The sequence below is a fragment of the Rhodospirillum sp. A1_3_36 genome (genome assembly GCF_047263945.1).
Classification (GTDB): domain Bacteria; phylum Pseudomonadota; class Alphaproteobacteria; order Rhodospirillales; family Rhodospirillaceae; genus Rhodospirillum.
This window is the reverse complement of the sequence record NZ_JBLAVB010000001.1, coordinates 903,712-929,063: the sequence shown is the minus strand read 5'-3', so window position 1 is coordinate 929,063 and position 25,352 is coordinate 903,712. Positions and strand designations below refer to the sequence as shown.

General features: G+C 60.9%; 27 protein-coding genes and 1 CRISPR repeat array. Of the genes, 20 read left to right on the top strand and 7 right to left on the bottom strand.

The genetic code is table 11. The annotated features are described in order from the left end of the window. Positions 1 to 14: 14 nt before the first annotated feature. Complete coding sequence (locus ACLIRY_RS04080) at positions 15 to 1,451, bottom strand: undecaprenyl-phosphate glucose phosphotransferase (RefSeq protein WP_413204060.1); 1,437 nt, start codon at positions 1,449 to 1,451, stop codon at positions 15 to 17. Positions 1,452 to 2,002: 551 nt separating this feature from the next. On the opposite strand from ACLIRY_RS04080, the gene ACLIRY_RS04075 reads away from it, so the two are divergent. The 3 genes from ACLIRY_RS04075 (at position 2,003) to ACLIRY_RS04065 (ending at position 4,474) form a co-directional block, all read left to right on the top strand. After that, entirely contained in the window at positions 2,003 to 2,530 is a 528-nt protein-coding gene (locus tag ACLIRY_RS04075) for an Hpt domain-containing protein (protein WP_413204059.1), read from the top strand. A 157-nt stretch (positions 2,531 to 2,687) separates the two neighbouring features. Continuing rightward, positions 2,688 to 3,776 carry an aminotransferase class I/II-fold pyridoxal phosphate-dependent enzyme gene (locus ACLIRY_RS04070; protein WP_413204058.1) on the top strand — a complete coding sequence of 363 codons (1,089 nt, stop codon included), beginning with the start codon at positions 2,688 to 2,690 and terminating at the stop codon, positions 3,774 to 3,776. A 398-nt stretch (positions 3,777 to 4,174) separates the two neighbouring features. Beyond that, positions 4,175 to 4,474, top strand: coding sequence for a hypothetical protein (locus ACLIRY_RS04065; RefSeq protein WP_413204057.1), 300 nt, complete (start codon positions 4,175 to 4,177; stop codon positions 4,472 to 4,474). A gap of 139 nt (positions 4,475 to 4,613) precedes the next feature. On the opposite strand, the gene ACLIRY_RS04060 is transcribed toward ACLIRY_RS04065, so the two are convergent. The 3 genes from ACLIRY_RS04060 to ACLIRY_RS04050 all read right to left on the bottom strand — a co-directional run bounded on the left by ACLIRY_RS04060 (position 4,614) and on the right by ACLIRY_RS04050 (position 7,131). Continuing rightward, positions 4,614 to 6,260: an acyl-CoA synthetase gene (locus ACLIRY_RS04060; protein WP_413204056.1), complete on the bottom strand. Its 1,647-nt coding sequence runs from the start codon at positions 6,258 to 6,260 to the stop codon at positions 4,614 to 4,616. Between the two features lie 65 nt (positions 6,261 to 6,325). Next, positions 6,326 to 6,514 (bottom strand): hypothetical protein, encoded by a 189-nt coding sequence (locus ACLIRY_RS04055; protein WP_413204055.1) that lies wholly within the window; start codon positions 6,512 to 6,514, stop codon positions 6,326 to 6,328. Beyond that, on the bottom strand, positions 6,511 to 7,131 hold the full coding sequence (locus tag ACLIRY_RS04050) for a LysE/ArgO family amino acid transporter (RefSeq protein ID WP_413204054.1): 621 nt from the start codon (positions 7,129 to 7,131) through the stop codon (positions 6,511 to 6,513). Before ACLIRY_RS04050 ends, ACLIRY_RS04055 begins: the two co-directional genes overlap by 4 nt. A 104-nt stretch (positions 7,132 to 7,235) precedes the next feature. Here ACLIRY_RS04050 and ACLIRY_RS04045 point away from each other — a divergent pair, with 104 nt between their 5' ends. Together ACLIRY_RS04045 and ACLIRY_RS04040 are read left to right on the top strand one after the other, a co-directional pair. Beyond that, a complete protein-coding gene (locus tag ACLIRY_RS04045; protein WP_413204053.1) occupies positions 7,236 to 8,126 on the top strand; it encodes a LysR family transcriptional regulator ArgP in 891 nt (296 codons plus the stop codon). A 507-nt stretch (positions 8,127 to 8,633) separates the two neighbouring features. Next, positions 8,634 to 8,969, top strand: a complete 336-nt coding sequence (locus ACLIRY_RS04040) for a DUF2312 domain-containing protein (RefSeq protein ID WP_413204052.1) — start codon at positions 8,634 to 8,636, stop codon at positions 8,967 to 8,969. Positions 8,970 to 9,056: 87 nt separating this feature from the next. Next, a CRISPR array of direct repeats spans positions 9,057 to 9,373; the repeat unit is 37 nt; unit sequence GTTTCAGTCCGCGTGGATAAGCGGAAGGGTGTTCACC. Positions 9,374 to 10,110: 737 nt separating this feature from the next. Here ACLIRY_RS04040 and thiE read toward each other — a convergent pair. Both thiE and ACLIRY_RS04030 read right to left on the bottom strand, forming a co-directional pair. Then, positions 10,111 to 10,776 (bottom strand): thiamine phosphate synthase, encoded by a 666-nt coding sequence (thiE, locus tag ACLIRY_RS04035; RefSeq protein ID WP_413204051.1) that lies wholly within the window; start codon positions 10,774 to 10,776, stop codon positions 10,111 to 10,113. A gap of 87 nt (positions 10,777 to 10,863) precedes the next feature. After that, positions 10,864 to 11,238, bottom strand: coding sequence for a hypothetical protein (locus ACLIRY_RS04030; RefSeq protein ID WP_413204050.1), 375 nt, complete (start codon positions 11,236 to 11,238; stop codon positions 10,864 to 10,866). Between the two features lie 130 nt (positions 11,239 to 11,368). Between ACLIRY_RS04030 and ACLIRY_RS04025 the strand changes: the two genes are divergently transcribed. From ACLIRY_RS04025 to ACLIRY_RS03965, 13 genes are all read left to right on the top strand, one after another. Then, positions 11,369 to 11,647, top strand: a complete 279-nt coding sequence (locus tag ACLIRY_RS04025; RefSeq protein WP_413204049.1) for a hypothetical protein — start codon at positions 11,369 to 11,371, stop codon at positions 11,645 to 11,647. Between the two features lie 42 nt (positions 11,648 to 11,689). Continuing rightward, the gene (locus ACLIRY_RS04020; protein WP_413204048.1) at positions 11,690 to 12,043 is read left to right on the top strand and encodes a cell division protein ZapA; all 354 of its coding nucleotides are present in this window, start codon (positions 11,690 to 11,692) and stop codon (positions 12,041 to 12,043) included. A gap of 238 nt (positions 12,044 to 12,281) precedes the next feature. Continuing rightward, positions 12,282 to 12,926 carry a 5-formyltetrahydrofolate cyclo-ligase gene (locus ACLIRY_RS04015; RefSeq protein ID WP_413204047.1) on the top strand — a complete coding sequence of 215 codons (645 nt, stop codon included), beginning with the start codon at positions 12,282 to 12,284 and terminating at the stop codon, positions 12,924 to 12,926. After that, positions 12,926 to 13,741: a YmdB family metallophosphoesterase gene (locus ACLIRY_RS04010; protein WP_413204046.1), complete on the top strand. Its 816-nt coding sequence runs from the start codon at positions 12,926 to 12,928 to the stop codon at positions 13,739 to 13,741. The genes ACLIRY_RS04015 and ACLIRY_RS04010 overlap by 1 nt, the downstream gene beginning before the upstream one ends. A 244-nt stretch (positions 13,742 to 13,985) precedes the next feature. Then, positions 13,986 to 14,735 (top strand): YebC/PmpR family DNA-binding transcriptional regulator, encoded by a 750-nt coding sequence (locus tag ACLIRY_RS04005; RefSeq protein ID WP_413204045.1) that lies wholly within the window; start codon positions 13,986 to 13,988, stop codon positions 14,733 to 14,735. After that, positions 14,732 to 15,241, top strand: a complete 510-nt coding sequence (gene ruvC, locus ACLIRY_RS04000) for a crossover junction endodeoxyribonuclease RuvC (RefSeq protein ID WP_413204044.1) — start codon at positions 14,732 to 14,734, stop codon at positions 15,239 to 15,241. Before ACLIRY_RS04005 ends, ruvC begins: the two co-directional genes overlap by 4 nt. Further along, a complete protein-coding gene (gene ruvA / locus ACLIRY_RS03995; RefSeq protein WP_413204043.1) occupies positions 15,238 to 15,885 on the top strand; it encodes a Holliday junction branch migration protein RuvA in 648 nt (215 codons plus the stop codon). The genes ruvC and ruvA overlap by 4 nt, the downstream gene beginning before the upstream one ends. A gap of 3 nt (positions 15,886 to 15,888) precedes the next feature. Continuing rightward, positions 15,889 to 16,956, top strand: coding sequence for a Holliday junction branch migration DNA helicase RuvB (gene ruvB / locus ACLIRY_RS03990; RefSeq protein ID WP_413204042.1), 1,068 nt, complete (start codon positions 15,889 to 15,891; stop codon positions 16,954 to 16,956). Further along, positions 16,953 to 17,441 (top strand): YbgC/FadM family acyl-CoA thioesterase, encoded by a 489-nt coding sequence (locus ACLIRY_RS03985; RefSeq protein WP_413204041.1) that lies wholly within the window; start codon positions 16,953 to 16,955, stop codon positions 17,439 to 17,441. Before ruvB ends, ACLIRY_RS03985 begins: the two co-directional genes overlap by 4 nt. A 122-nt stretch (positions 17,442 to 17,563) precedes the next feature. Beyond that, on the top strand, positions 17,564 to 18,532 hold the full coding sequence (tolQ, locus tag ACLIRY_RS03980; protein WP_413204040.1) for a protein TolQ: 969 nt from the start codon (positions 17,564 to 17,566) through the stop codon (positions 18,530 to 18,532). Positions 18,533 to 18,595: 63 nt separating this feature from the next. Then, a complete protein-coding gene (gene tolR, locus ACLIRY_RS03975) occupies positions 18,596 to 18,994 on the top strand; it encodes a protein TolR (RefSeq protein WP_413204039.1) in 399 nt (132 codons plus the stop codon). A 33-nt stretch (positions 18,995 to 19,027) separates the two neighbouring features. Further along, complete coding sequence (locus tag ACLIRY_RS03970; protein WP_413204038.1) at positions 19,028 to 20,023, top strand: hypothetical protein; 996 nt, start codon at positions 19,028 to 19,030, stop codon at positions 20,021 to 20,023. Positions 20,024 to 20,154: 131 nt separating this feature from the next. After that, a complete protein-coding gene (locus ACLIRY_RS03965; RefSeq protein ID WP_413204037.1) occupies positions 20,155 to 20,589 on the top strand; it encodes a hypothetical protein in 435 nt (144 codons plus the stop codon). A 36-nt stretch (positions 20,590 to 20,625) separates the two neighbouring features. Here ACLIRY_RS03965 and ACLIRY_RS03960 read toward each other — a convergent pair whose 3' ends face one another. After that, positions 20,626 to 22,029: a sigma-54-dependent transcriptional regulator gene (locus ACLIRY_RS03960; RefSeq protein ID WP_413204036.1), complete on the bottom strand. Its 1,404-nt coding sequence runs from the start codon at positions 22,027 to 22,029 to the stop codon at positions 20,626 to 20,628. A gap of 335 nt (positions 22,030 to 22,364) precedes the next feature. On the opposite strand from ACLIRY_RS03960, the gene ACLIRY_RS03955 reads away from it, so the two are divergent. Together ACLIRY_RS03955 and ACLIRY_RS03950 are read left to right on the top strand one after the other, a co-directional pair. Next, a complete protein-coding gene (locus tag ACLIRY_RS03955) occupies positions 22,365 to 23,108 on the top strand; it encodes a creatininase family protein (protein WP_413204035.1) in 744 nt (247 codons plus the stop codon). Between the two features lie 75 nt (positions 23,109 to 23,183). Beyond that, positions 23,184 to 25,028 (top strand): O-acetylhomoserine aminocarboxypropyltransferase, encoded by a 1,845-nt coding sequence (locus tag ACLIRY_RS03950; protein WP_413204034.1) that lies wholly within the window; start codon positions 23,184 to 23,186, stop codon positions 25,026 to 25,028. Positions 25,029 to 25,352: the final 324 nt, after the last annotated feature.

Sequence of the window (25,352 nt, the reverse complement as noted above, 5' to 3'; positions counted from 1 at the left end):
GATCGGTGGGAAGATCAATAGGCCTGCGGGTCGCTTAAGATCAGCTTTGCAGTACGCCAAATGATCTTTATGTCCAAAACCATGGACCAATTGTCCACGTAGTAAATATCCAGGCGCAAGCGTTCTTCGGCCTGTTCTTGAGTTTCCACTTCGCCCCGCGATCCGTTGACTTGCGCCCAACCGGTAATTCCGGGTTTGACTCTGTGGCGAGATTGATATTCTGCCACAGCTTCGTAGTAATAGCGTTCGCCCACGGCCATGGTCACCGCATGGGCGCGGGGGCCAACAATGGACATATCACCCATTAGGACGTTGAAAATCTGCGGCAACTCATCGATGGAATAACGGCGTAAAACGCGGCCAACGGGGGTGACGCGTGCATCGTTCTTCACCGTACGCTGGCGACCGGAGGAATCCCCCAGGCCGGTGTACATGGTCCGAAGCTTCAGCACCTTGATCGCTTGACCGTTGAAGCCGAAGCGGTCCTGGGTGAAAAGGATGGGGCCTTTGCTGGTGGCTTTTACCAGGATGGCCGCCACCACCATGATGGGCGCGGTGATAAGAAGGGCAGCGAAGGCTATTATTTTATCTTCAAACCACTTGACCACCATCTGTTGTTCGGACAACGGGCGGCGGTTAACCAGGACCGTGGGCATGCCCCCCAGCCAGAGAATGCCCCGGGGTGGTAACAGGTTCATATCCATATCAGGCACCAGGGATATGTCGACGGGCAATTCACGCAACTGGCGGATGATCTGGACGTTCCGGTCCTCTGCGGCCCAAGGAAGGGCGATGACGATGACGTCAAGCAACTTGCGCCGACAATAGGAAATCAAATCGGGCACGGTGCCAACCACAGGAATCCCCCCAACCACCTTGGGAACACGGTTGATCCGGTCATCAAAGATACCCACCACGTCATAATGTAAGGATTGAGTTGACGCTGTGAAGCGAGCCAATAGATCCATCACCCTGGGCGTCGCTCCGACAATGGCCACTCTTTGGCGGAAGATACCCAAGCGGGTGGCCCAGCGAATGACCATGGCCGCCGAAAAATGGTTGGCTGCGAGCAAAACCGCCACTGCGGCTGACCAGGGCATGGTCAGGGATCGCGGATATTTGTCGCCGTAGTCGAACATGTAGCCCAAGGCCATCATGACCACCAGGCAAGCGCCCCAGGTCAGAACCACACTCACCACCGATCGCGTGGCCTTGGCCAGCTCCACGAAGCGAAATTGATGCGTGCTGTTCATGCCGATCCATAGGAGGATCGTACCCAGAACCCCGAGGGGAAGGGCATTGACGACACCATGGGTGGCTTCAGGCATGAACAGATAATGGACATGCCGCGAGGCGAAGGCCGAGCCAATGATCACAAGGGCGTCGATGATCGGGACGAAGAGGCTAAAGGCCTGTCTCCTGCTCCAGCGGTTGATGGACGGCGCCGACATCAGAGTGTCGGAAATCGATAGGGTCGCCAATTGATTTAAGGTGGACTCGTCATTTTCTAGACCAGTGCCAGCGCCAGTGTCTCTATTATCCGTAAACGAATTTTCCTCTTCTGGAATTGGTCTGGCGTTCTTTGGCTGAAGTGTGTCAACGCCGTTACAATCTTCTGGTTTCTTCTTGGTCATGACTTCAACCATACCATTTGACACCGCCAGATCGTTGGCGTGCCGTTATAATAAACTGAATTATGGTGATCTGACTCGGAAGAATATGAAGTGCCCTTGTCCCACTCCTGACGATGCGTGAGTACCATAGAGATGTGGAAATAAGAAGGGAATAAAATACCGCAAACATTATAAAAATTATTACTATTCAGTGCGTCGACGAGTTGGTTCTTGGTCACGGGTTGATGTCTGGCGATGGGCGGAAAATGAGGAAAATCGATGGTTCGAACGGAGCTTTCTCGCCCCATTGTATACCTTGGGCTTGACCAGGATATGGGAGGTGAGAGACAACGATCATCAAGGAAAATTTTGGATGATGCGTCGGAATTATGGTGCCGACCGAAGTGAAATTTGGCAAGGGTGATTTGGTGGTGGGACAAGATCGGGACGGGTATCGGGGCGATCGGCCGGAGCAATCGCCGCAAGAAGGCCCGCTTGATGATGTCAAGGACGAGACCATCGAAATGGCTGAAAACATGATTAAGGATATGCGGGAAGATTATCTGCGTTGGGCGGCAGATGATCTGGTTGTTCTTGCTGCGATATTCCACGAGTTGGAAGCCGATCCCAACAAGTATGACGTTCTGCTCCCAGAGATTTTCCGCATATCCCATGATATTAAGGGGCAAGGAGGCAGCTTCGGTTTCGACTTGATGACCCGAATTGGCAATCAGCTGTGTCGGTTTCTTGAAGCCCTTGATGGTCGGCCCAGCACGGACCATCTGGTGCATATTCGTAAGCACATGGATGCTATGCGGGCTATTGTCGCCAATCGTTTGTGCGGTGATGGGGGTGAGGAAGGGCGCCTCATGATCGAGGATTTGGCCATAGGGGGATGGAGAACGGGAGCGGAATGAGGCACAGTGTGTCGCGCGGTTTTCCGTCCATTCCACTCTAACCATATGATCCAGGGCAGAATTATGGTTTTCCTTGTCCTCTCCTGATACCCCTGACCCGTTGATGATGGATTTATCACTCGGCCTTTTCCCTGCCCGAAGGGAGGCTTCCCAGGATATGCGTGATACCCGGTTCCATTGGCACGGCGGTGCCTTGTCTCTGGCAACGGAGCGGTTCGGGGATCCGGGGCCTGAGGGGTGGTTGGACTTGTCTACGGGGATTGCCCCCATCGCCTATCCATTTGCACGACTCTCTCCAAGCTCCTGGACTCAGTTACCTGATGAGGGAGCTGTTGCTGCTTTTGAGCGGGTGGTCCGCTCCGTCCATGGACTGCCAACGGATGCGGGTGTCTTGCCCGTTGCCGGCGAACAGGTGGCCCTTCAATGGTTGCCCTATTGTCAATTTCCCACAGGCGGGGCCGAGCCGATCGGGCCTGTTCTCGTGCCCGATCCGGGGTATGGTGGCCATGGGGAAGCCTGGAACACGGCGGGGTTCACCGTCGAACCCGTCGCCGATCCACTCGTAGGAGAGGGGAGGGCTCCGGTTCTTGTTGTGATCAATCCCAATAACCCCGACGGACGAAGATGGTCTCCCCCGCGTCTGCTGGAGGCCGCGCGGCGTCAAGCCGAAATCGGTGGCCTTCTGATCGTCGATGAGGCCTTTTGCGAGCTCACCCCGGACCTGTCCCTGTTGACGCATGCGGGAGCGCCGGGGTTGGTGATTCTCAGATCCTTAGGGAAATTCTTTGGCTTGCCAGGCGCTCGCATGGGGTGGGTGGCAGGACCGCCGGGCCTGATTGATGCGTTGACCCGGCGCATGGGCCCTTGGGCTGTGTCTGGCCCAGCCCTGGAAATCGGTGCCAGGGCCGAGGGTGATATGCCCTGGCGTGCTGCCCAGCTGCGCCGCCTGCGACGAAGGGCTGGTGCCCTGGAACGGATCCTCTCCACGGCAGGTTTTACCATTCTGGGGGGGACGGATTTGTTCAAGTTGGTGGAGGTTCCTCCCTGGCCGCATGGCGTCGGCTCTGCCTATTGGTGGTGGGAGGCCTTGGCCGGTCACGGCATCCTGACCCGTCCCTTCATCGGTCACCCCAGTTGGTTGCGACTGGGCCTTCCGCAAAGTCGTTCTGGAGAGGTCCGGTTGGTCAGAACCCTGGAAACCCTGGGGCGGCGAGCCAAGGGTGTGGTATCAGAGAACCTTGCTTGAGAGAGGGGGGCCGGTTTCCGGAAGAATTCACGCCACCGTCATCGAAGGCCTGATACAAACCGTCAACTCCCAATCGGGGGGCAGTGGGGAAAAGGCCATCAACCGGTGCGTTTTGCAGTGCACCATCAATACTTTGAAATCATTGGTCTTTTTTTCATAGTCCCAATTTAAATGTTTATATGGTGTGGTGGCTATGCAAGTATCAGTACGCAATGGCGTTGGGTCCAAGCAAGGGGCCATGGCACGGGTGAAGTGGGCTTCGCCACCAAGTGGCATCCTGGAAAAGCCGAAAAGCAGTATCGTGGGTAAAAAAGCCCTTGCGGAAGAGACCACCCAGCTAAGGGGGCCTTCCGTGCGTTGGGAGACAAAGCGCCCGAAGGGCGTTGGGAGGTAAAGTCATGGAAGGGTGTGGTGGGATCGCAGCCACTCGGCGGCGATCCAACGCGAACCGGTATAGTGTTGGTGTCTATAACGCTATGGTTCGGGCTCTGCTTCGGGATTGCGGTGGCGTCCTGGATGGAGAGGACGAGGCGTCTGCACAACTCGACGGGGATCTGGGATCCCATTGGGCAGAACTTCAGCATGAGGAAGTGGTTGCGGAAAGCGCGGAGCAGGCCCGGCGTCTGGCCTCCCGTCTTTATCCCTCAGCCGATGGTTTCGTGATCACCGAGGTCCGGGCCGTTGAGGTTGCTGCTTGATCGGGCAGCGAAGCAAGCTGGAAAAGCGGGTGCGTGGAGCGCTCGGGTGATCAAGTAAAAAAAGGCTGCGACCCGATGGTCTCATGGGGACGCGGCCTTTTTGTTTGGCTGGGATGCCGGGGGACGTGAGACGACGGGATTATGACAAGTCCCGCAAATCCTTGCGGCGGATTTTTCCCGTCGCCGTGGTGGGCAGAGCGTCGAGGAAGGCGATCTGGCGGGGATAAGCATGGGCGGCGTGGCGGGCCTTGGCAAAGTCCTGGATTTCCCGCATCAGCCGGGCCGACAGCTCCGGATCCTCCAACACGCGGAGGTTCTTGGGCACAATGAAGGCCTTGACCACCTCGGTTCGTTGCGGATCGGGGACGCCGATCACAGCCACCTGGGCCACTGCGGGATGGGTGCTCAGGGTGTCCTCCACCTCGCCTGGACCGATGCGATAACCTGCGGAGGTGATCACGTCGTCATCCCGCCCCTTGAACCAAAAATACCCCTCCGGATCCCGGTGGCCCATGTCCCCGGTGACCAGCCAGTCGCCGATGAACTTTTCGGCGGTGGCGTCCGGGTTGTTCCAATATTCCAGGAACATCACCGGATCGGGGCGGGCGATGGCTACCAATCCCAATTCGCCGTCCGGTTTCTCCTGACCGTCCTCACCGATAATGGCGACCCGGTGGCCGGGCACGGCCTTGCCCATGGCGCCGGGTCGGGTGGGGAAGAGTGCGGCGTTGTTGGCCACCACCAGATTGCACTCGGTCTGGCCATAGAACTCGTTGATGGTCACGCCCAGGATGGTTTTGCCCCAATCGAGCAGATCCCGACCAAGGGTTTCCCCGCCCGACCCCAGGGAGCGGAGCGCGACCCGACCCCGGACCTTTTTGTCCGGAAGCTGGCGGATCATGCGCAGGGCCGTCGGTGGCATGAAGACATTGCGGACCTTGTGGCGGGCCATCAGGTCCAGGGCGGCTTCGGCTTCGAACTTGGCAGCCCGGTGGGCCAGAACCGGCTTGCCGTGGAACAGGGCGGGAAGCAGAACGTCAAGCAACCCACCGATCCAGGCCCAATCGGCGGGAGTCCAGAACAGGTCTCCATCCCTGGGAAAGAAGTCGTGGGGCATCTCTACGCCGGGCAAGTGGCCCAAGAGCACCCGATGGGCATGCAGCGCGCCCTTGGGTTTTCCTGTGGTGCCAGAGGTGTAGATGATCAGAGCCGGATCGTCGGCTGCCGTATCCACCGGTGTAAAGGCTGAGGTCGAGCGGGCCAGCAGTTCGGCCAGATCAATGGTGCCGGCAGGACCATCCGGATCGACGACAATTACCTTGGGTTGCGGGGAGAGGGGTTCGATCGCCTCCATCAGGCGGACGGCGTTGGCCCCATCGGTCAGCACAACGCTTGCCCCGCAATTGCCCAGGCGATAGGTCAGGGCATCCTGGCCGAACAGGGTGAACAGGGGCACGGCGATGGCCCCCATTTTGTAGACCGCCAGATGGGCGGCGGCTGTTTCCCGACGTTGGGGCAACAGGATGGCAACCCGATCCCCTCGGGTCACTCCCAGGTCCGTCAATCCATTGGCGAGCCGGTCACTTTCCGTCTTCAAAGCGGCGAAGCTGGTGACTTGGGTGGCGCCGTCGGCAGTCTCGACGATCAGGGCCGGTGACTGGGCCGTGGCGGGATCCAAGGCCCAGCGGTCGCAGACGGCCACGCCAATGTTGAAGCGGGGGGGCAGGGTCCATTGGAACCCCTGGGCGATGGCCTCGTAGGACCCCAGGCTCGGATCGAGCGCCATGTCCGTTTTCTCCCATGACTGCTTTTTTTGATGGTGAGGAGCGTTCCTCGAGATTGACGTTTACGTTAAGGGGAGAGGGTGGGCATGGTCAAGGCTGAGCGGTGACAGGTTGCGGAAAACCGGTTGTCCGTTCCCCAGTACAGGACAGTTGCTTGCCGCAGGGCAAGTGCACGATCGGGCTTTTCCCCATTCGTATGGCGAAGGCAATGGGGCGGCCACTTGGCCGCTTCCAAGGTGCGGTCAATCAAACTCATCGCACCTTGGTATAAGGACCGATCACCAATCCAAAGGCGATGACCCACATGGTGGTGCCGACGACCATGTCCAGGATCCGCCAGGCGACGGGCTTGGCAAAGATCGGGGCGAGCAGGCGCGCGCCATACCCCAGGGTGAAGAAGAAGACCAGGGAGGCCGTGGCCGCCCCGGCGCCGAACAGGGCTTCCGCACCGGGAAAACGGGTGGACAGGGTGCCCAGGAAGACCACCGTGTCCAGGTAGACATGGGGGTTCAACCAGGTCAGGGTCAAACAGGTCACCATGGTTCTGGCCAAGGGCGCCGGGGCCGCTCCCGCCGCCACCAAGGCGCCGCTCCCCTTGAAGGCGCAGAGAAAACTCTGCGTCCCGTACCACAGCAGGAAAGCCCCGCCCCCCAGGCGCAAGGCCGGGTCGATCCAGGGTGCCAAGGCCAGGATGGCACCAAAGCCCGATACCCCCAGGGTAATCAGCAGCATGTCCGACAGGGCACAGGCGGCGCAGACGGCAAACAGATGCTCATTGCGCAAGCCTTGGCGCAGCACAAAGGCATTCTGTGCCCCAATGGCAAGGATCAGGCTCAACCCCAATCCAAATCCCGCAGGAAACGCGCTGTCCATATCCAAGGGCCTCCACAGTCCGGTCAAACAGGAGGATGTCTTAGGCTCCCTTGACGCATTAGCCAAATTAAGATCAGTTAAGTTAATGAAGGAGGGCTAATGCCATGCTTGATTACGCCGGGTTTCAGGCCGTGTCCGCCGTGATCCGCGAGGGGAGTTTCGACCGTGCGGCCCGGGTGCTGAACGTGACCCCCTCCGCCGTCTCCCAGCGGGTGAAGCAGGTGGAGGAACGCCTGGGGGCGGTGTTGGTCGTCCGGGGCCAGCCGTGCCGGGCCACGGCGGAGGGGGAGGCCATCCACCGCCATATGGAGAGCCTGGGGATCCTGGAACGGGACCTGATGGCGCAGTTGCCCGGCGCCCGCCTGGGGGAGGGGGAGTGGCCCACGCTCGCCCTCGCCACACCCGCCGACAGCCTGGGGACGTGGTTCCTTGGGGCGGTGGCCGCTTTCGCGCGGGAGCACCGGTTTCTGTTGGATATCGCCGTGGACGATCAGGCGCATACCGCGGATTGGTTGCGCCAGGGGCGGGTTCTCGCGGCGGTAACGGCGCTGGCGGAGCCGGTCCAGGGCTGTCGCTCCACGCCTTTGGGGAGCCTGCGCTATTTGGCCACGGCCTCGCCGGATTTTGTCGAGCGGTATTTTCCACAGGGCGTGACCGCCGACAGTCTGAGCCGTGCGCCGGGATTGACCTATAACCGCAAGGATGGACTCCAGGCGGCCTGGATCGCGTCGGTCCTGGGGCGGGAGGTGTCCTATCCCACCCATTGGCTGCCCTCGACCCAGGGGTTTGTCGAGGCTGCGCTGGCGGGGATGGGCTGGGGGCTCAACCCCTTGCCCCTGGTGGCCGATGGTCTGGCGCGGGGGGATTTGGTCGAACTGATCCCCGGCCGGTTCCTGGACACGCCCCTGTATTGGCAGGCCCGGCGCCTGTCTTCGGACCTGCTGCCGGGGTTGGAGGCCGCTGTGGTCCAGGCGGGGCGGGCGGCACTGGTTTAAGAGCCTGGGGTGAAAGACTTTTTACCGTCGCCCCCGCGCAGGCAGTGACCCAGGTTTTGTGTTTTCCCGCTTTCGCGCTAAGGTATGCACGTTTCTCTGTGCTGCTCCGAAGTTAAATGACACGGTGTTTTTCTTCGTCATCCCCGTGGAAACGGGGATCCAGGGTTGATTTCGGTGTCGTCCGTGAAGCCTGTTCAGGTCGCGTCCACCGCATAGGTCCGTTGTCCCCACCCTGGATTCCCGCATGCGCGGGAATGACGATATTGAGGAGAGTCCGGACTTTTCCGCACCCAGCTCAGACTCTGGGGCTGTTCCGAGTCTCTTTCTTTTTGGGGGGACCCGGCCCGCGCGGGGCTTGGCGGGACGGGGAAGGGGGGTGCATATCAGGGGCTTGGCGGTCTCGGCACCCGAGGGGTTGCGGGGGGCGGACGGCCCGTGTACTTTGCTCGACCTTCCGCACCCGTCCGTTTGCCTGACTTGTGTAATGGACCGGGAGGACGGTTTTCCGTGATACAGACTTTGGAGAATTCGGGCATGGACGTGCTTGAGGACGATATCCCCGCCGGCCCCACCGGAGGTGGGCATGCCGAAGCCAGCGGCGGCGGCGACATCGGGGGCATCACCGCAGACCAACTGCGGAGCTACATCGAGCGGATCGAGCGCCTGGAAGAGGAAAAGGCGAACATCGCCAACGACATCAAAGAGGTCTACGCCGAGGCCAAAGGCAATGGCTTCGACGCCAAGATTATGCGCAAGGTCGTTGCCCTGCGTAAAAAGGAACCCAACGAGCTGGCGGAGGAGGAGGAAATCCTGGCCCTCTACCGCGCTGCGGTGGGCGTCTAGGCGGGTCCGCTCCGCCCCACGAAAAAACCCCCGGTCATCATGGCCGGGGGTTTTTTCGTGGCTGCGTGCTCGGTGGAGTAAGCGTAAGTCTCGGGCCGCGTGGATAAGCGGAAGGGTGTTCACCAGCAACCATCTGACCGCCGCGGCCAAGGCCATCGAGTTTCAGTCCGCGTGGATAAGCGGAAGGGTGTTCACCTAGTGGTGTACAAGGGCATGCGCTACGGCCACGTTTCAGTCCGCGTGGATAAGCGGAAGGGTGTTCACCGCGGGTATCCGCGCCAACTCCGCCGCGGTCGAGTTTCAGTCCGCGTGGATAAGCGGAAGGGTGTTCACCTGTCCCGAAAGAGAACAGAAAAACCCTCTTTGGGTTTCAGTCCGCGTGGATAAGCGGAAGGGTGTTCACCCTACCCCTCTGGAAGGGATTGCGCAAGGCTGGGATTTTGAGCCGAATTCCACTGATGGAGGGTATTGTATTGAGATTGCGACGCAAAATTCTCCTCAGTTTTCCATGAAAGCGCAGAATAAGTCATCAAATACAGCCTGTTATCGACGTTCCACTGATCTGTCATCGGATTCTGCCCTTCTTGAGGGGGGATGGAAGCATCCCTCGCGGACGCTGAGAGCCCAACCTGCAACGTCTCTCCTTCATCTCAATCGCTTTATCGTCATGCCCGTGAAAACGCTAAGGGATGCACATATCTTTTATTTAGGACTGATCATTTTTGTTTCGTCATGCCCGTGAAAACGGGCATCCAGGGTTGATTTCTCTGGTATTGGCGCTTAGCGCGTCAGGATGCGTCAATCGCCGCCGCTGGTTCTTCCCACCCTGGATTCCCGCGTGCGCGGGAATGACGAGTAAAAACAAAACGTTACGTCCGCGCCACAGTGAACTCGAGAAACGTGCATCCCTTAGCACGTAAGCGGGAATGACGAGTAAAAACAAAACGTTATGCCCGCGCCACAGTGAACTCGAGAAACGTGCATCTCTTGGCGCGCGCGGGAATGACGACGTAAAAAAACTTGAGAGCCAAATACAGACACGTTCGTTTGTTCGCGTTTTCGCAGGAATGACGGATAAGCGGCAGCCGGATCGAGAGACGAAAGGGGAGCGCCTCCCCCATCCTGGCCACCCGATCCCCCCTTACAGGGCGGCCTGGGCCTCGGCGTAGACCGCCTCGAACAGGGCGTTAAAGGCTTTGACGGCGGCGGCGGGGCCTTCCGGGTGGGTCCAGACGCCGCTGGAAACGGCGATGAAATCGGTTCCGGTCTCCACCACCTCCCGGCAGTTGTCGACGGTGATGCCGCCAATCGCAACGGAGGGGATGAGCATCACATTGCTCCACCAGCGCAGCAATTCGGGATCGGCGAGGGTGGGAGCCTGCTTGGTTTCGGTCGGGAACATGGCCCCGAAGGCCACGTAATCGGCGCCGTCTTCTCCGGCGATCATGGCGAGGTGGCGGCTGTCATGGCAAGTGACCCCGATCATGGCATCCGGGCCGAGCAGCGCCCGGGCCTTCTTGTAGGGCATATCCTCTTGACCGACATGGACGCCGTCGCAGCCGGTTTTCTTGGCCAGATCCGGGCGGTCGTTCATCAGGACCGCGACATCCCTGGCGTGGCACAGGGGCAGCAGAACCTCTGCGGCGCGGCGGATGACGTCATCGCCCCCCTCTTTCAGGCGGATTTGCAGGCAGGCCACGTCCCCGGCGTCCAAGGCGGCTTTCAGGCTTTCGGCGAAGGCCGACAGGTCGTCCAGGCGGGGCGGGGTGATCAGATACAGGCGACAGGGGGAGGACTCGTCGGACACGGATGGGGTGCTTTCGCTTGGGTGTTTGGATTGGCTTGCGGAGAGTCTGCGTCAGGATGGGCGTGCTGTCTATGTCTACAAGGCCTGTTATCCCGGTCTTTCAAAGAGCACGGGCAAGCCAAGCGCGGCGCCAATGGAGAGAAGGCGGGGGCGGACGGCCTCGCCGACCTCTGGGGCGAGGATGCCCATGCCCAGGGTCAGGCTCGCCAGGGCGAAGCCCGCGTCTTCCCCGCAATCGGCCAAGGGGATCAGCCGCTCCCGGGGGAGTCCCTCCAACAGGGCGGGCAACCAGTCGGGACCGGCGGCAGAGACCAGTCCGGGCGCCGTGACGATCACCAGGGGAGGGGCGTCGGGGGACGCCTGGGCCAAAAGGGCCTCGATATCGGCGCGGACCCGGACCCTGTGCCAAGGAAGGGGAGGGGCGGAGAAGGGGGCGTTGGAAGGGGGGGAGGAGCTGTTCATGGCGCTATGGATGGGATCGCTCACCCCCTTGTCAAGCGGGGAACGCGGTTTCCCATTCCAGGCGCCGTTGACGTGGGGCGAAGAGAAAGGCATAGTCTCACTTGATGTTTTAGGACTCTCGGGTATTCCATTGAAAGACATAGCGATCTATAAGCTCGCGCGGATTGAGCAGGCCATCGATGACCTGTCCCGTGCGGTGGAACGGTTGGAAGCAGCCGCCCGTTCCCGTGCGGTCGATATCCCTGTGGTCGAGGAGGATCCCGGCGAGTCCGAGTCCGAAATCGCCCTGCGTCGGGAGATCGAGGGACTGCGCGCCGATTATGAAAACCTGCGAACCATTTCCCGCACCATATCCGGTCGTTTGGATTCCACGATCGACCGGGTGCGCGGTGTCCTGGATGCTCCTTGATGGCGCGCGGGGCTTCCCTTCCTCTTGTTGGATAGACGACCCATGGCCATCGTTCCCGTAATGATCAACGGCAAGGCCTACCGCGTCGCTTGCGATGACGGGCAGGAGGAGCATCTGGCCCGCCTGGGCCAATATGTGGACCAGCGCTGCACGCAACTCATTGACGCTGCCGGCCATGTGAGTGAAAGCCTGATGCTGGTCATGGCCTCGCTTTTGATTGCCGATGAGCTGTCCGACGTGACCGGTGAGTTGCAGGAGCTGCGGAATGCCCTGGGGGCCACCGGTGCCACGGATGGCCCCAGTGCCCGAGAGATGGCCGAGGAGCGGGTGGCCCTGGCCATAGAATCCATCGCCAAGCGCGTGGAAGGCATTGCCGAAACCCTCGAAACGCCTTAAGTAAAAGGTGCGGAGGCTGTTCCTCGCGTGTGGCAGCACACTCCCGGGGGCTATACGTTCAGAAAGGGGGCTGACCCTGTTCGTACCTTGGTCCGGACACTCGGCCTACCACGTTAGTGCTTTCGGCCCATGTGGGGGTCGTAACGACCCACGGCTGAATGGCTCCGCACCTTTCTTGCTCTCTCTCCGTCCTCCCTACCAACCGACTGTTACGGGCTTCATGTCAGGGACTGGATTCATGGCCGGGACGGGCACTTCACAACCGACGGATCTGGCTGCGGCCAAGGCGGCCCTGCGCCGGGATTTGCGTGCGGGCAGACGGATGGCCAGTGCGGCCCTCGGCCCCGCAGCGGGAGAGGCCCTTGTTCCCCTCATTTTGGAGGAGATCCCTCCACCAGTGGGGGCCGTGGTCGGCGCCTATTGGCCCATGCCCGGTGAAATCGATGTCCGCCCCTTGCTCCATGCCCTGGCCGATCGGGGCCTTGCCCTGGCTTTGCCCGTGGTGGTGGATCGGGAGGGGCCGATGGTTTTCCGGGGCTGGGCTCCGGGCGATCCCCTTGAACCGGGCCCCCTGAAGACCCTTCATCCTTCCCCTTCCGCACCTGAAGTGGTGCCCGACTGGCTTCTGGTTCCCCTCATGGGGTTTGATCGCCGGGGCTATCGCCTAGGCATGGGCGGGGGCTTTTACGACAGGACGCTTGCGGCTCTGGCGGCGGAGGGGCGGCTTCCGATGACCTTGGGGGTGGCCTTCTCGGCTCAAGAGGTGGACGAATTGCCCATCGAAGGGCATGATTGTCCTTTGAATGCCGTGGCCACGGAAACGGGCATCCGGCGCTTTTCTCCCCATCCTTCCTGCGCTCCCGGTTCCGAGGACCCTGTTTGATGAATGTGTTGTATTGTGGTGACGTTGTTGGCCGGTCGGGTCGTGCGGCCCTGATGGATGAACTCCCCAACCTGCGGAAGACGCTGAATTTGGATTTGGTGGTGGTCTGCGGCGAAAATTCCGCCCATGGCTTCGGTATTTCCACCAAGATTGCCGAGGAATTCCTGGCCAATGGCGTGGATGTCATCACCACGGGTAACCACGCCTGGGACCAGCGGGAAGTGATCCCCTTCATGGACCGGGAACACCGCCTGATCCGTCCGGCCAACTATCCACCGGGCACGCCGGGGGTGGGACATTCGGTGGTAGAAATCTCCCGGGGGCGGAAGGCATTGGTGATCCAGGTCATGGGACGGTTGTTCATGGATCCCTTGGACTGTCCCTTCCGCGCGGTCGACGAGATCCTTTCCCGCCACCGCCTGGGGACCACGGCCCATATCATCCTGGTGGACATCCACGCCGAAGCCACCAGTGAAAAGATGGCCATGGGCCAGTATTGCGACGGTCGGGTTTCCATCGTCGTCGGCAGTCATTCCCACGTGCCTACGGCGGATGCCCGGGTGATGAAGAAAGGCACGGCCTATCAGACCGATGCGGGCATGTGCGGGGATTATGAGTCGGTGATCGGCATGGTGCCCGGCCCCGCAGTCGCTCGCTTCACCAAGAAGACGCCCGGTGAGCGCCTCTCTCCGGCAGACGGCGAGGGGACCTTGCGGGGGTTGTTCGTGACATTGGACGACCGCACTGGCCTAGCAACCCATTGCGAACCGGTCAGTCTGGGTGGTGCCCTGGCGCGGGCCATGCCCTCGATTTGACGCCCCGATTTGACGGAAGAAGGGCTTCCATTCTCCCCTGTTCCCTTTCTGTCCTCACCCTGCCATAGTGCGCGCCGCTTTTCCGGCAGCGGGGGTGGTCCATGACAAGGGGCCTGATCCCGTTGTAGGATCCAGGCAGACAACATTTTCGAGCCACCCAAAATTTCATCCCATGGTCCGCTTTCGCGCGTCTGGGGTGTTAGAGGGGGCTCTCGGCACTAACAAAGGACGAGAGTGAGCGACCATGGCCGGTCATTCCAAATTCAAGAACATCATGCACCGCAAGGGCGGGCAGGACGCCAAGCGCGCCCAGCTTTTCACCAAGCTGGCCCGCGAAATCACCGTCTCCGCCAAGCTCGGTCAACCCGACCCGGATTCCAACCCCCGTTTGCGCGCCGCCATTGTGGCCGCGCGCGGACAGTCCATGCCCAAGGATAATATCCAACGGGCCATCGACAAGGCGGTCAGCGGGGGAGACGCCGAAAACCTCGAGGAATTGCGCTACGAGGGCTACGGTCCCGGCAATGTGGCGGTTATCGTCGAATGCCTGACGGACAACCGCAACCGGACCGCAGCCGAAATCCGGACGGCCTTCAACAAGAATGGGGGGACCATGGGCGAAACCGGTTCCGTGGCCTTCAACTTCGACCGGGTGGGCCTCGTGCACTATCCGGAGAAGGTGGGCGGGCCCGATGCCGTCCTGGAAGCCGCCATCGAGGCGGGCGCCGATGATGTGGAATCCAGCGAGGACGGCCACGACATCTATTGTGCGCCGGACGATCTGAATACGGTCGCCAAGGCTCTGGAAGACGCTCTTGGCGATCCCGAGTTCGCGCGCTTGGATTGGCGTCCGCTCTCCCCGGTGGCCGTTGAAGAAGAGACCGCACCGACCCTGTTGAAGTTCCTGGATATCCTGGACGACAACGACGATGTCCAACGGGTCGCGGCAAATTACGAAATCGACGATGCCATCATGGAGAAGCTTGGCGCATGAGGTTCCTGGGGCTGGATCCTGGTTTGCGGATCACGGGATGGGGAGTCATTGAGGCGCAGGACAACCGTTTGCAGCATGTTGCCGACGGGGTCGTGCGCTCCGACGAACGTCTCTCCCTGGCTGAACGGTTGGTTCAGCTCCATGACGGTGTCCGGGCCATCATCGCCGAATTTGATCCGCTGGAGGCGGCGGTAGAGGAAACCTTCGTCAACCGCAATCCCGCCTCGACCCTCAAACTGGGGCAGGCCCGGGGGGTGGTTTTGCTGGCCCCGGCCTTATGCGGTCTTCCCGTCGCCGAATATCAGCCCTCTGTGGTGAAAAAGGCCGTGGTGGGGACGGGTGCTGCCGCCAAAGAGCAGGTGGGCATGATGATCCGCATGTTGTTGCCCGGAGCCACCCTTGAAACCCCCGATGCCGCTGATGCACTCGCCATCGCCGTCTGCCATGCCCACAACCGGGCGGGCAGTCTGGCCCTCGCCCTGGCCCGCGTAAGGGGGCGACGATGATTGCCAAGCTGAAGGGTGTTGTCGATTTCAAGGCCGAGGACCATGTTGTCCTGGATGTGAACGGCGTGGGCTACCGCGCCTTCTGTCCGGCCCGGGTGCTCTCCCGCTTGCCGGGGGAGGGAGAGGTCGCGACGCTTTATATCGAGACCCATGTGCGGGAGGACCATTTCCACCTCTATGGCTTCATGGATCCCCGGGAACGGGAGTGGTTCCGGGTACTGTCCACCGTCCAAGGGGTGGGGAACAAGGTGGCACTGGCGATTCTCTCGACCCTGTCCGCAGACCAGATCGGGCAGGCCATCGCGGCGGCGGATAAGGCCTCCATCACCCGGGCGCCGGGGGTGGGGCCGAAGCTGGCCGCGCGCATCTGTCAGGAATTGAAGGACAAGGCGGTGGCCATGGGCTCGGCGCCCAGCTTTGCGCCCAAGGGGGTCTCGTTGCCCGGGAGCGGGTCGGATGCTGCCCCGGCGGTCACCGAACCCGATGTGGTGGCGGATGCCGTTTCGGCTTTGGTGAATTTGGGCTATGGCCGATCCGATGCCTATAAGGCTGCGGCCACTGCGGCGACGGCCCTGGGGGAGGGGGCGACCACCCAGAGGATTCTGAGCGCGGCCCTCAAGGATTTGGGCAAGGGAACTTTCTAACCCATGGTCGAACGCGACGAAGAAGAGGACCGCCTGATCTCCGCCCGCCGGAGCCCAGGGGACGCCGATGCCGCCATGCGACCCAAGACGCTGGCCGATTTCACCGGGCAGAAACAGGCACGGGAGAACCTCGCTGTTTTCGTTCAGGCCGCCAAGGGCCGGGGGGAGGCCCTGGACCACGTTTTGCTCCATGGGCCACCGGGGTTGGGCAAGACAACGCTGGCGCAGATCGTCGCCGGGGAATTGGGTGTGGGATTCCGGGCGACCAGCGGGCCGATGATCGTCAAGGCCGGGGATCTGGCGGCGATTCTGACCAACCTGGAACCGCGCGACGTTTTGTTCATTGATGAAATTCATCGCCTTAATCCCGCCATCGAGGAAGTGTTGTATCCGGCAATGGAAGATTTCCAGCTCGACCTGATCATCGGAGATGGCCCGGCGGCGCGGAGTGTCCGTATCGACCTGTCACCGTTTACCTTGGTGGGGGCGACCACCCGGTCTGGCCTTCTGACCACGCCGTTGCGGGATCGCTTTGGCATTCCCCTGCGGCTGAATTTCTACGAAACAGAGGAATTGGTGAGCATCGTGACCCGTGGCGCCCGGCTGTTGGGCATGGAGATGACCAAGGACGGCGCCCGCGAGGTGGCCCGCCGCTCCCGGGGAACGCCGCGGGTGGCGGGGCGTTTGCTGCGTCGGGTGCGGGATTTCGCTGCGGTGGCGGGACGCTCGCCGGTGGACGCCTTCACGGCAGATGCCGCCTTGAACCGGCTGGAGGTCGATGCTCGCGGGTTGGATGCGATGGACCGACGGTATCTGTCGCGTATGGCCGAGCATTATGACGGAGGTCCGGTTGGGGTCGATACCCTCGCCGCAGCCATGGCCGAGGAGCGGGATACCCTGGAAGACGTGATCGAGCCTTTTCTCATTCAACAGGGATTCCTGAAGCGGACTCCCCGGGGCCGGGTGATGACCACCACGGCCTGGTCCCATCTGGGCATGACCCCACCCAAGGGGGCCGAGGCCGCGCAATCGGATCTTTTCGGCAGTGCGGAAGGGGAGGGACGGGAGTGAGCGCGCAGGATCAGGATCCCGCTGTGGAGCTGCCCCCCGAATTGGCAATGCCTGAACCGGTCAGTGGGCTTTGGCGCGATGGGGTGCATTTGTTTCCCTTGCGTGTCCATTGGGAAAACACGGATGCCGGGGGGATCGTCTACCATTCCGAATACCTGAAGTTTGCCGAGCGGGCTCGGACTGAGATGCTCCGTTTGGCGGATTTGAGCCAGCAAGAGATGCTCAAGGATCTGGGGGTGGCTTTTGCTGTGGCCCGGATTACCATTGATTACAAACGACCGGCGGTCCTGGATGATGTTCTGGTGGTGAAAAGCACCGTGGAGCAGTTGGGTGGGGCCGTCATGGATCTCAAGCAGACCGTCACGCGGAAGGGGGAGGCCCTGGCGATCTTGTCCGTGAAGGTTGCCTGTCTGTCCCTGAAAGAGGGACGGGCGACGCGGATTCCCAAGGGGGTCAGGGAAAAAATGGCGGCAACGGTCCCCTAAGGACGGTCGTTCGGGTACACTTCATTTTATCGAATTCGGTACGGCGCCGAGGGGCTTTTAACGCGTTCGGCATAGCGCCGAAGCCATGACGGAAGACGGGGCGAAGAATGGATAGCCTTTCCATGGATGTACTTTCCAATGCAACGAATTTGGCCCATTTGGCCGACCTGGGTCATCTGAGCCATCTGGCCGGTCAGGTGGGGCAAGGGGGCCTTGACCAGCTTGGGCACCTGCTCGGACGGTTGGGGCATGCCCTGGGCTCGGGGCTGGATGTTCAGGCTGCACCGCCAGCCCCCAATGCAGCACCCGTATCTCCGGTGCAGGGTCAAAATCTGCCCGGTATTGCTCCTCCGGTTGGTGGGTCCACCATGGCTCCTGGCGGTGCACCCATGATGGGAAGCGCTGCCCAGGGGGCGAGCTCCCTGTCCCCCTGGGCGCTGTTCATGCAGGCGGATTTGGTGGTGAAAGGGGTGATGATCGCGCTCACCCTGTCATCGGTTTGGTGCTGGAGCATCATCTTCGAAAAGATTTTCCGCATCCGGGGTTTGAACCGCAAGGCGGAAATGTTTGAGGAAAAGTTCTGGTCCGGCGGGTCGCTTGAAGACCTGTATGACCGCATGGGCTCCCGCCCCAAGGACCCCATGAGCGCGGTCTTCGTTGCCGGTATGCGGGAATGGCGCCATACCGCCCAACGGCGCGGCGTTGTCGGGGCCCAGCCCCAATTGGCCCAGCGCATCGAGCGGGTCATGGCCATTACCTTGAACCGCGAATTGGAGATGCTGGAGCGGCGCATGGGTTTTCTGGCATCCACCGGGTCCGTGGCCCCCTTCGTCGGGCTGTTCGGTACGGTCTGGGGGATCATGAACAGCTTCCATGCCATTGGCATGTCCAATGACACCAGTCTGGCCACCGTGGCACCGGGCATCGCCGAGGCCCTGTTCGCGACGGCATTGGGCTTGGTCGCGGCCATACCGGCGGTGATCGCCTACAACAAGCTTTCTGCGGATATTGACCGATATGCCGGGCGGCTGGAGGCCTTCTCCGGTGAATTCGGTGCCATTTTGGGGCGCCAATTGGACGAGCGGGAGTAGGTTATGGGTGCATCCATACAGCCTCGCCGGGGCGGGGGATCCCGCCGCCGCCGATCCCATCAGATGAGCGAGATCAATGTCACACCCATGGTGGATGTGATGCTGGTTTTGCTGATCATCTTCATGGTAACTGCACCCCTCTTGACCACGGGGGTGAAAATCGACTTGCCCCAGGCCAATGCGCCCGCGCTGGATCAGGATAAGATGAGCCTGACCATTTCGGTTGCCGCTGATGGCTCGGTCTACATCCAAGACTATCAGACCACGGTCGAGGCCTTGGCCGCGACTCTCGCCGCAGTGACCGACGTGAACGCCGAAAGCCGCATCTATGTGCGTGGCGACGCGTCCATCAACTATGGGCGGGTTATGGAAGTCATGAGTATCCTGAAGACTGCGGGCTACACCAAGGTCGCCCTGGTTACCCTGCCCGGCGGTCCGGCTGCGGGTACCAGTAAGAAATAACTGCCGATTTCGGGCGAAGGACGCATTCTTCGAATGACACGGGCTTTTCTCATATCCCTGGTATTCCACGCGATCATTGTCGCGTTGCTGATCGTCGGTCTGCCCCATCTGGCGCGGGATCCGGTGGTTGTGACCGATCCAACGCAGATCGTTGAGCTGGTGGAGATCAGCGACGAAACCACCTCCTTGGCCAATACGCCGGCCAAGGAGGTGAAGCCCGTGGAAACACCGCCACCGCCGACTCCAAAGCCGGAGCCTGCGCCAGAGCCAAAGCCTGCTCCCAAACCGGAACCTGTCGCGCCACTGCCCCCCCCGGAGCCCGAGCCCGAACCTGTGCCGGTTCCAGAGCCGCCGGAACCCCAACCTGTGCCGGTTCCAGAGCCTGAGCCCGTCCCCGAGCCAGAACCCGTCCCCGAGCCGACACCGGAGCCTGAGCCTGTTCCCGAGCCAGAACCCGCACCCGAGCCCATACCGGAACCGAAGAAGGAGGTGTTCAAGCCCCCTCCGCCGCCGCCCAAGCCCAAGGTCCCCCAGAAGGTTCTGGAAGCTGAGGCCAAGAAGCCTGCGCCGCCCAAGGAGCAGCCCAAACCAAAGGATGACTTTGATGCCCTGCTGAACGCGGTGAATGACTTGGAGAAGGAGGAGGATTCGAAGCCTGCTCCCAGCCAGCCCGCACCGACCAAACCGTCGAATACCGGCGGGCGGATTTCTTCTAAATTGACCATGACCGAGATGGATGCCGTCAGATATCACTTCGAGCGGTGTTGGGCCTACAATCAGGTTGGCGGCATTGACAGTATGCGGGTCCCCGTGGTCGTTCGGGTGGCACCCGATGGGCGTGTCTTGTCCGCGCAGGCCCAATTGGATTCCCGCTCCGCAGCGGATCCGACCTATCGGGCCTTTGCGGCCAGTGCGGAACGGTCGACGATGCGCTGTACGCCGATGCCTATTCCCGGCGGGAAATTCGACGTGTTCGCCGATGGATTCATACTGAATTATAACTCCAATGGATTGGATGGATTTAGATAACGGAGTGTTAAAGCGACATGCGCTTGGTTGGAGTATTGCACTTCGTTCTCTGCGTCAGCTTGGGCGGATGCCAGACCACTGTCCGGGAAGAAAAGAACGCGGACGTGCCCCCGATGATTTCGCCTGCGACCATGGACCTCGTCCGAGAGGTGATGAAGACTGGGAATAGATTGATTGCAGAGGCTCGGGCTGCGGAGAGGCCCGAGACCGAGACTGTGGCGACGCAGGGAGACAAGCAGGAAAAATTGACGCAGTGGGAGGGCAGGGCGATTCAGAACCGTCTAACGGAAGCCTTTCGGCCGGATGAGTTGAAGCCGGTTATCATGGCGAATGGAGAGCCTGCTTGGGTCGCGGTTTTTGTCCATGTGAAACCAGATGGGACAGTCCTTTCGGCCAAAGCGAAAATGGAGCCACGCTTTAAGGACAATACCGCCTACCAAGCCTTTGTTGCCCGTGCCGAACAGGCGGTTGAGAATGCAAGCCCTCTGCCCATTCCGAAGGATAAATATTCTGTTTTCTCCAAAGGCTTCACAGTTCGCTTTTATTCACCGGACGGCTCAAAATAAGCCATCACGTCGAGGGGTGGGGACTGTTACCGAACCTCAATGCCGCCCTTCGTCCCAGGCCTGCTTTTTGCGATAGATGGTGCTGGGGCTGACCCGCAGCAGGGCGGCGGCTCGGGGGATATTGCCATCACAGGCCTCGATTGCCTGCTCGATACAGCGCTTTTCAACCACCCAAAGGGGCTCGATGCTCTCCTGAGTGGCAGGGCCACTGCCCTGGGCCTTGATTAGCGGAACGCTGCCGGGGGTCAGCTCTGCCATGCCTTGGCCGATGTCGGCAGGCAGCATGGCCAGAGTGACTTCTGGCCCCCCATTCAGCACGACCACATTGCGTAGGACGTTGATGAGCTGGCGGACGTTACCGGGCCAGTCATAGGCGGCGATGGCCTGGGCTGCGGCCGCAGAAAAGCCTGCGAAGGCCTTGCCCTCTTCCTGGGCGATGGTTGATAGGAAATGGTCGGCCAGTTCGATGATATCCCCTTGGCGCTCGCGCAGGGGCGGCAGCTTTACGGGGATGACATGCAGGCGGTAATAGAGATCCTCTCGGAACCGTCCGGCGCGCACTTCCTCCAGCGGGTCCCGGTTGGTGGCGCAGACGATGCGCACATCTACCTTGCGCGGCTTGTCTCCGCCAACCTTCTGCACTGTACCTGTTTGTAAGAAGCGCAGCAGCTTGGTTTGCAGGTTGGGGTCCATTTCGCAGATTTCGTCGAGGAACAGGGTGCCCTTGTTGGCCATGGCCGCAGCGCCTTCCCGGTCGGTGACGGCGCCTGTGAAGGCTCCCTTCACATGGCCGAAAATCTCGCTTTCCATGAGATCCTTGGGGATTGCTCCGCAGTTCAAGGGCACAAAGGGGCCGGATTTCCGGGAGCCATTCTTATGAAGGGCTTCTGCGGCCAGTTCCTTGCCCGTTCCGCTTTCCCCTGTGATGAAGACCGTCGCCGAGCTCGAAGCCGAAGCCTCGATCAGACGATAGACCCGTTGCATGGGCGCGGACGCGCCGACAAATCCCTGGAAGGCTGCGATCCCAAGGCTTTCCCGCAGGGTTTGCACTTCTCGGGAAAGATGTTGGTGGTCCAAGACATTGCGTAGGGTCACGGTCAGCCGGTCGGAGCTGAAGGGTTTGACGAGAAAATCGTTGGCGCCGGTTTGCATACAGGCCACAGCCAAGGTGATGGAGGCGTTGGAGGTGATCATCACCACCCCAACGGACAACCCCTCCGCCCGCACCCGACGCAGGATTTCCATGCCGTCCATGTCTGGCAGGCGGATATCCAGCAGCAACAGGTCCGGTGGATCCTCTGACAGTCTGATACAGGCCTCAGCCCCCGTTTCCACATGGTCGACGCGCCAGGGACCCCCATCAAGGTAATCCAGATATGTCCTGGCTTGGACAGGGGTGTCCTCGACGAGCAGGATGGATGGGAGCGTTTGATCGGGCATGAATGCGACGTTCCTCGGATGGGCTGTGGATGGGTTTTTTGCCCGGTCGCCTGTCTTGGGCAGGCGGGGCGGGTGTCCGATTGGCGCCTTGCTTCGACGCATGAGAGCCTTCAAAGTTTAAGGATATAGGCATCCTCGATTTGACGCCACGCTCTTCGGTCGGAAGGCTGGGAAAGGGGTTGAAGACTTCCAAACCGATGTGCGACCGTCCATTGACCATCGGGGCGACCGGAGGCATGCTTCGCCACCCATCGGAAAACAGGTTGTCCGCTCCGCGTTTCCTGCGGTCCCCATTTTTCCGCTCGATACGATAAAGATTTTTGAGGAGATTGGCTTTGCGACTCCAACTTGCCACTTGGCCGGAAGTAACCGAATACCTGACCACCCACCGGGGTGTGATCCTGCCGATTGGCTCGACGGAGCAACATGGCCCCTCAGCCCTCGTGGGGACAGATGCCATCACCGCAGAGACGGTGGCCTGGGAGGTTGGCGCGGCGCTCAATGTCTATGTGGCTCCGACCATGGCTGTGGGCATGGCCCATCACCATATGGCCTTCGCCGGGTCGATGACCCTGCGGCCGTCGACCATGATTGCGATGATCCGGGACCATGTGGTGTCCCTCTCTGCCCATGGGTTCCGCCGGTTCCTGTTCATCAATGGCCATGGCGGTAATATTCCCACCATTCAATCGGCCTTCTACGAGATCTACGAGGAGCAGCGGGCGACCCATGGCGCCAATGCGCCGGATATCCAATGTGGTCTGGTCAATTGGTTCAATTCTCCGCCGGTGGTCGAGGCTGCCCGGCGCTACTTTGGGGACGCCGAGGGGGGGCATGCGACACCGTCGGAAGTGGCCGTGACGTGGCATGCCTATCCGGATCAAATCCGTGACGTGCCTCTGAATCCCCCCGTGGCGCCAGACGGACGCTTCACGGATTGGCGCTCCCTGCGGGCCAACTTTCCGGACGGACGCATGGGCTCCAACCCGGCTTTGGCGACCAAGGAGCTTGGTGCGGAATTCCTGCGCCTTGCCCGGGATTACGTGGTGAAGACACAGGCCGATTTTTTGGCAGGGTGACGCGCGCCTCAGAAATCATCGACGATTTATAAAAGTCCACCAATAAGAATGCAAACGCCCAGGGAGGGGTTTCCCATGTCCACTTCGCCGCTGTCCTATCCCGACGGCCTGATCCGCCGCGTCCTGGCAGAAACCAAGACCATTGCCATGGTTGGCGCTTCGGCTAACTGGAACCGTCCGAGCTATTTCGTCATGAAATACCTCCAAGACAAGGGTTATCGGGTCATCCCCGTCAACCCGGGGCAGGCGGGCAAGGAGATCCTGGGAGAAATCGTCTACGCGTCCCTGGCTGAGGTGCCGGGTCCCGTCGACATGGTCGATATCTTCCGCAATTCCGAGGCTGCCGGGGCCATCACGGACGAGGCCATCGCGCTGAAGGAGGAGAAGGGCATCCGCGCCTTGTGGATGCAGTTGACTGTGATCAACGAGACCGCAGCCGCCCGGGGCGAAGCCGCTGGGCTGACGGTGATCATGGACCGCTGCCCCAAGATCGAGTTCGGGCGCCTGGGGGGAGAACTGTCCTGGCAGGGCGTCAATACGGGCATCATCACAAGCAAGGTACATCAAGCCCCCGGTCGGGAAGCCCCCGGTCGGGAAGCTTCAGGCCGGGAAGCGCCGGGTTCGGCCAGGGAGGGAGCGGGGCGCCGACCAGGGGAGTATGGTTTCGAGACCCTGGCTATCCACGCGGGCGCGGCCCCGGATCCGGCGACGGGCGCGCGCTCGACGCCGATCTACCAGACCTCTTCCTACGTTTTCGAGGATTCGGATCATGCGGCGAACCTCTTCAACCTTCATACCTTCGGCCATATCTATTCCCGCTTGAGCAATCCGACGGTCAGTGTCCTGGAGGAGCGGGTGGCCAGCCTGGAAGGGGGGAGGGCTGCGGTCTGCTGTGCGTCCGGTCATGCGGCGCAATTCTTGACCTTCTTCACTCTGATGGAGCCCGGCGATCACTTTATTGCCTCGCGCAATCTGTATGGGGGATCGCTGACTCAATTCGGTCAGTCTTTCAAGAAGTTGGGCTGGGATTGCACCTTCGTAGATCCCGGCGATCCGGCCAATTTCCAGGCGGCCATCGGACCTCGGACCAAAGCCATTTTCCTGGAACTTTTGGCCAATCCGGGCGGGGTGATCGTGGACGTGGAAAGGGTGGCCGAGGTGGCCCATGGGGCGGGCATCCCGCTGATCGTGGACAACACCATGGCCACGCCCTACCTTTGTCGTCCTCTGGACCATGGAGCGGATTTGGTGGTCCATTCCACTACTAAGTTCTTGTCCGGGCACGGCAACGCCTTGGGTGGAGCAGTGGTGGAGAGCGGACGTTTTGACTGGTCGGCCAGCGATAAGTTCCCGAGCCTCTCCCAACCTGAGCCCGCCTACCATGGCCTGACCTTCCACGAGACGTTTGGCGATTTTGCTTTCACCACCAAAGCCCGGGCTGTGGCCCTGCGCGATTTCGGTCCGTCGCTCTCGCCCATGAATGCCTATCTGACCCTGATGGGGATCGAGACCCTGCCACTGCGCATGGATCGGCATGTGGAGAATGCCCGGACCGTGGCGGCCTTCCTGGCGGAGCACCCTCAAGTGGCCTGGGTCAGTTATGCGGGATTGGAGAGCAGTCCTTATAAAGTGCTCGCCGACAAGTACCTGCCCAAGGGGCCTGGGTCGGTCTTCACCTTTGGCGTGAAGGGAGGGTACGAGGCGGGCAAGGCGGTGGTTGAGCGGGTCAATTTGATCAGCCATCTGGCCAATATCGGCGACACCCGCAGTTTGATTCTCCACCCGGCAAGCACTACCCACCGTCAGCTCACCGACGAGCAGCGGGCAGCGGCGGGGGCCGGAGATGACGTGATCCGTCTTTCGGTAGGCCTGGAAACTGCGACGGATGTGATTGCCGATCTGGACCAGGCCCTAGAGTAAAACGGGATCAGCTCGAATCAAGCTGGCCCCAATTCACTCTAATTATACTCTGTCTCCTTGAATAACCGAAAAACGCCGGGCTTTGCCCCGCCCCCCACCTTCTTTGGCGAGACCGGGGCCTGAGGCCCCGGACTCCCATTGGGATCAAAGGGTCCGCGACCCTTTGCGGGTCTGGGCAGGGCCCAGAAACTGCGAAGCAGGCGTCCCGACGCCTGAGCCATGGTTCCCGTTCGGCAAGAGAGTTTTGTTGTGTCAATAGATGCAATAGGATGTAAATGTAGTCCAAAAGGCGTTTGTTGTAAATACATATAAAGTTTGTGTTCC

Bases quoted from the DNA above. Each gene is read 5' to 3' on its own strand.
- ACLIRY_RS04010 (WP_413204046.1), top strand. From the start codon at position 12,926: ATGAATGTGTTGTATTGTGGTGACGTTGTTGGCCGGTCGGGTCGTGCG.
- ACLIRY_RS04030 (WP_413204050.1), bottom strand. From the start codon at position 11,238: ATGAACAGCTCCTCCCCCCCTTCCAACGCCCCCTTCTCCGCCCCTCCC.
- ACLIRY_RS03950 (WP_413204034.1), top strand. From the start codon at position 23,184: ATGTCCACTTCGCCGCTGTCCTATCCCGACGGCCTGATCCGCCGCGTC.
- ACLIRY_RS03970 (WP_413204038.1), top strand. From the start codon at position 19,028: ATGACACGGGCTTTTCTCATATCCCTGGTATTCCACGCGATCATTGTC.
- ruvC (WP_413204044.1), top strand. From the start codon at position 14,732: ATGAGGTTCCTGGGGCTGGATCCTGGTTTGCGGATCACGGGATGGGGA.
- ACLIRY_RS03960 (WP_413204036.1), bottom strand. From the start codon at position 22,029: ATGCCCGATCAAACGCTCCCATCCATCCTGCTCGTCGAGGACACCCCT.
- ACLIRY_RS04055 (WP_413204055.1), bottom strand. From the start codon at position 6,514: ATGAGTTTGATTGACCGCACCTTGGAAGCGGCCAAGTGGCCGCCCCAT.
- ACLIRY_RS04080 (WP_413204060.1), bottom strand. From the start codon at position 1,451: ATGTCGGCGCCGTCCATCAACCGCTGGAGCAGGAGACAGGCCTTTAGC.
- ACLIRY_RS04020 (WP_413204048.1), top strand. From the start codon at position 11,690: ATGGCCATCGTTCCCGTAATGATCAACGGCAAGGCCTACCGCGTCGCT.
- tolR (WP_413204039.1), top strand. From the start codon at position 18,596: ATGAGCGAGATCAATGTCACACCCATGGTGGATGTGATGCTGGTTTTG.
- ACLIRY_RS04060 (WP_413204056.1), bottom strand. From the start codon at position 6,260: ATGGCGCTCGATCCGAGCCTGGGGTCCTACGAGGCCATCGCCCAGGGG.
- ACLIRY_RS04065 (WP_413204057.1), top strand. From the start codon at position 4,175: ATGGAAGGGTGTGGTGGGATCGCAGCCACTCGGCGGCGATCCAACGCG.
- tolQ (WP_413204040.1), top strand. From the start codon at position 17,564: ATGGATGTACTTTCCAATGCAACGAATTTGGCCCATTTGGCCGACCTG.
- ACLIRY_RS04050 (WP_413204054.1), bottom strand. From the start codon at position 7,131: ATGGACAGCGCGTTTCCTGCGGGATTTGGATTGGGGTTGAGCCTGATC.
- ACLIRY_RS04015 (WP_413204047.1), top strand. From the start codon at position 12,282: ATGGCCGGGACGGGCACTTCACAACCGACGGATCTGGCTGCGGCCAAG.
- ruvA (WP_413204043.1), top strand. From the start codon at position 15,238: ATGATTGCCAAGCTGAAGGGTGTTGTCGATTTCAAGGCCGAGGACCAT.
- ACLIRY_RS04070 (WP_413204058.1), top strand. From the start codon at position 2,688: ATGCGTGATACCCGGTTCCATTGGCACGGCGGTGCCTTGTCTCTGGCA.
- ruvB (WP_413204042.1), top strand. From the start codon at position 15,889: ATGGTCGAACGCGACGAAGAAGAGGACCGCCTGATCTCCGCCCGCCGG.
- ACLIRY_RS04045 (WP_413204053.1), top strand. From the start codon at position 7,236: ATGCTTGATTACGCCGGGTTTCAGGCCGTGTCCGCCGTGATCCGCGAG.
- ACLIRY_RS03965 (WP_413204037.1), top strand. From the start codon at position 20,155: ATGGACCTCGTCCGAGAGGTGATGAAGACTGGGAATAGATTGATTGCA.
- ACLIRY_RS04005 (WP_413204045.1), top strand. From the start codon at position 13,986: ATGGCCGGTCATTCCAAATTCAAGAACATCATGCACCGCAAGGGCGGG.
- ACLIRY_RS04075 (WP_413204059.1), top strand. From the start codon at position 2,003: ATGGTGCCGACCGAAGTGAAATTTGGCAAGGGTGATTTGGTGGTGGGA.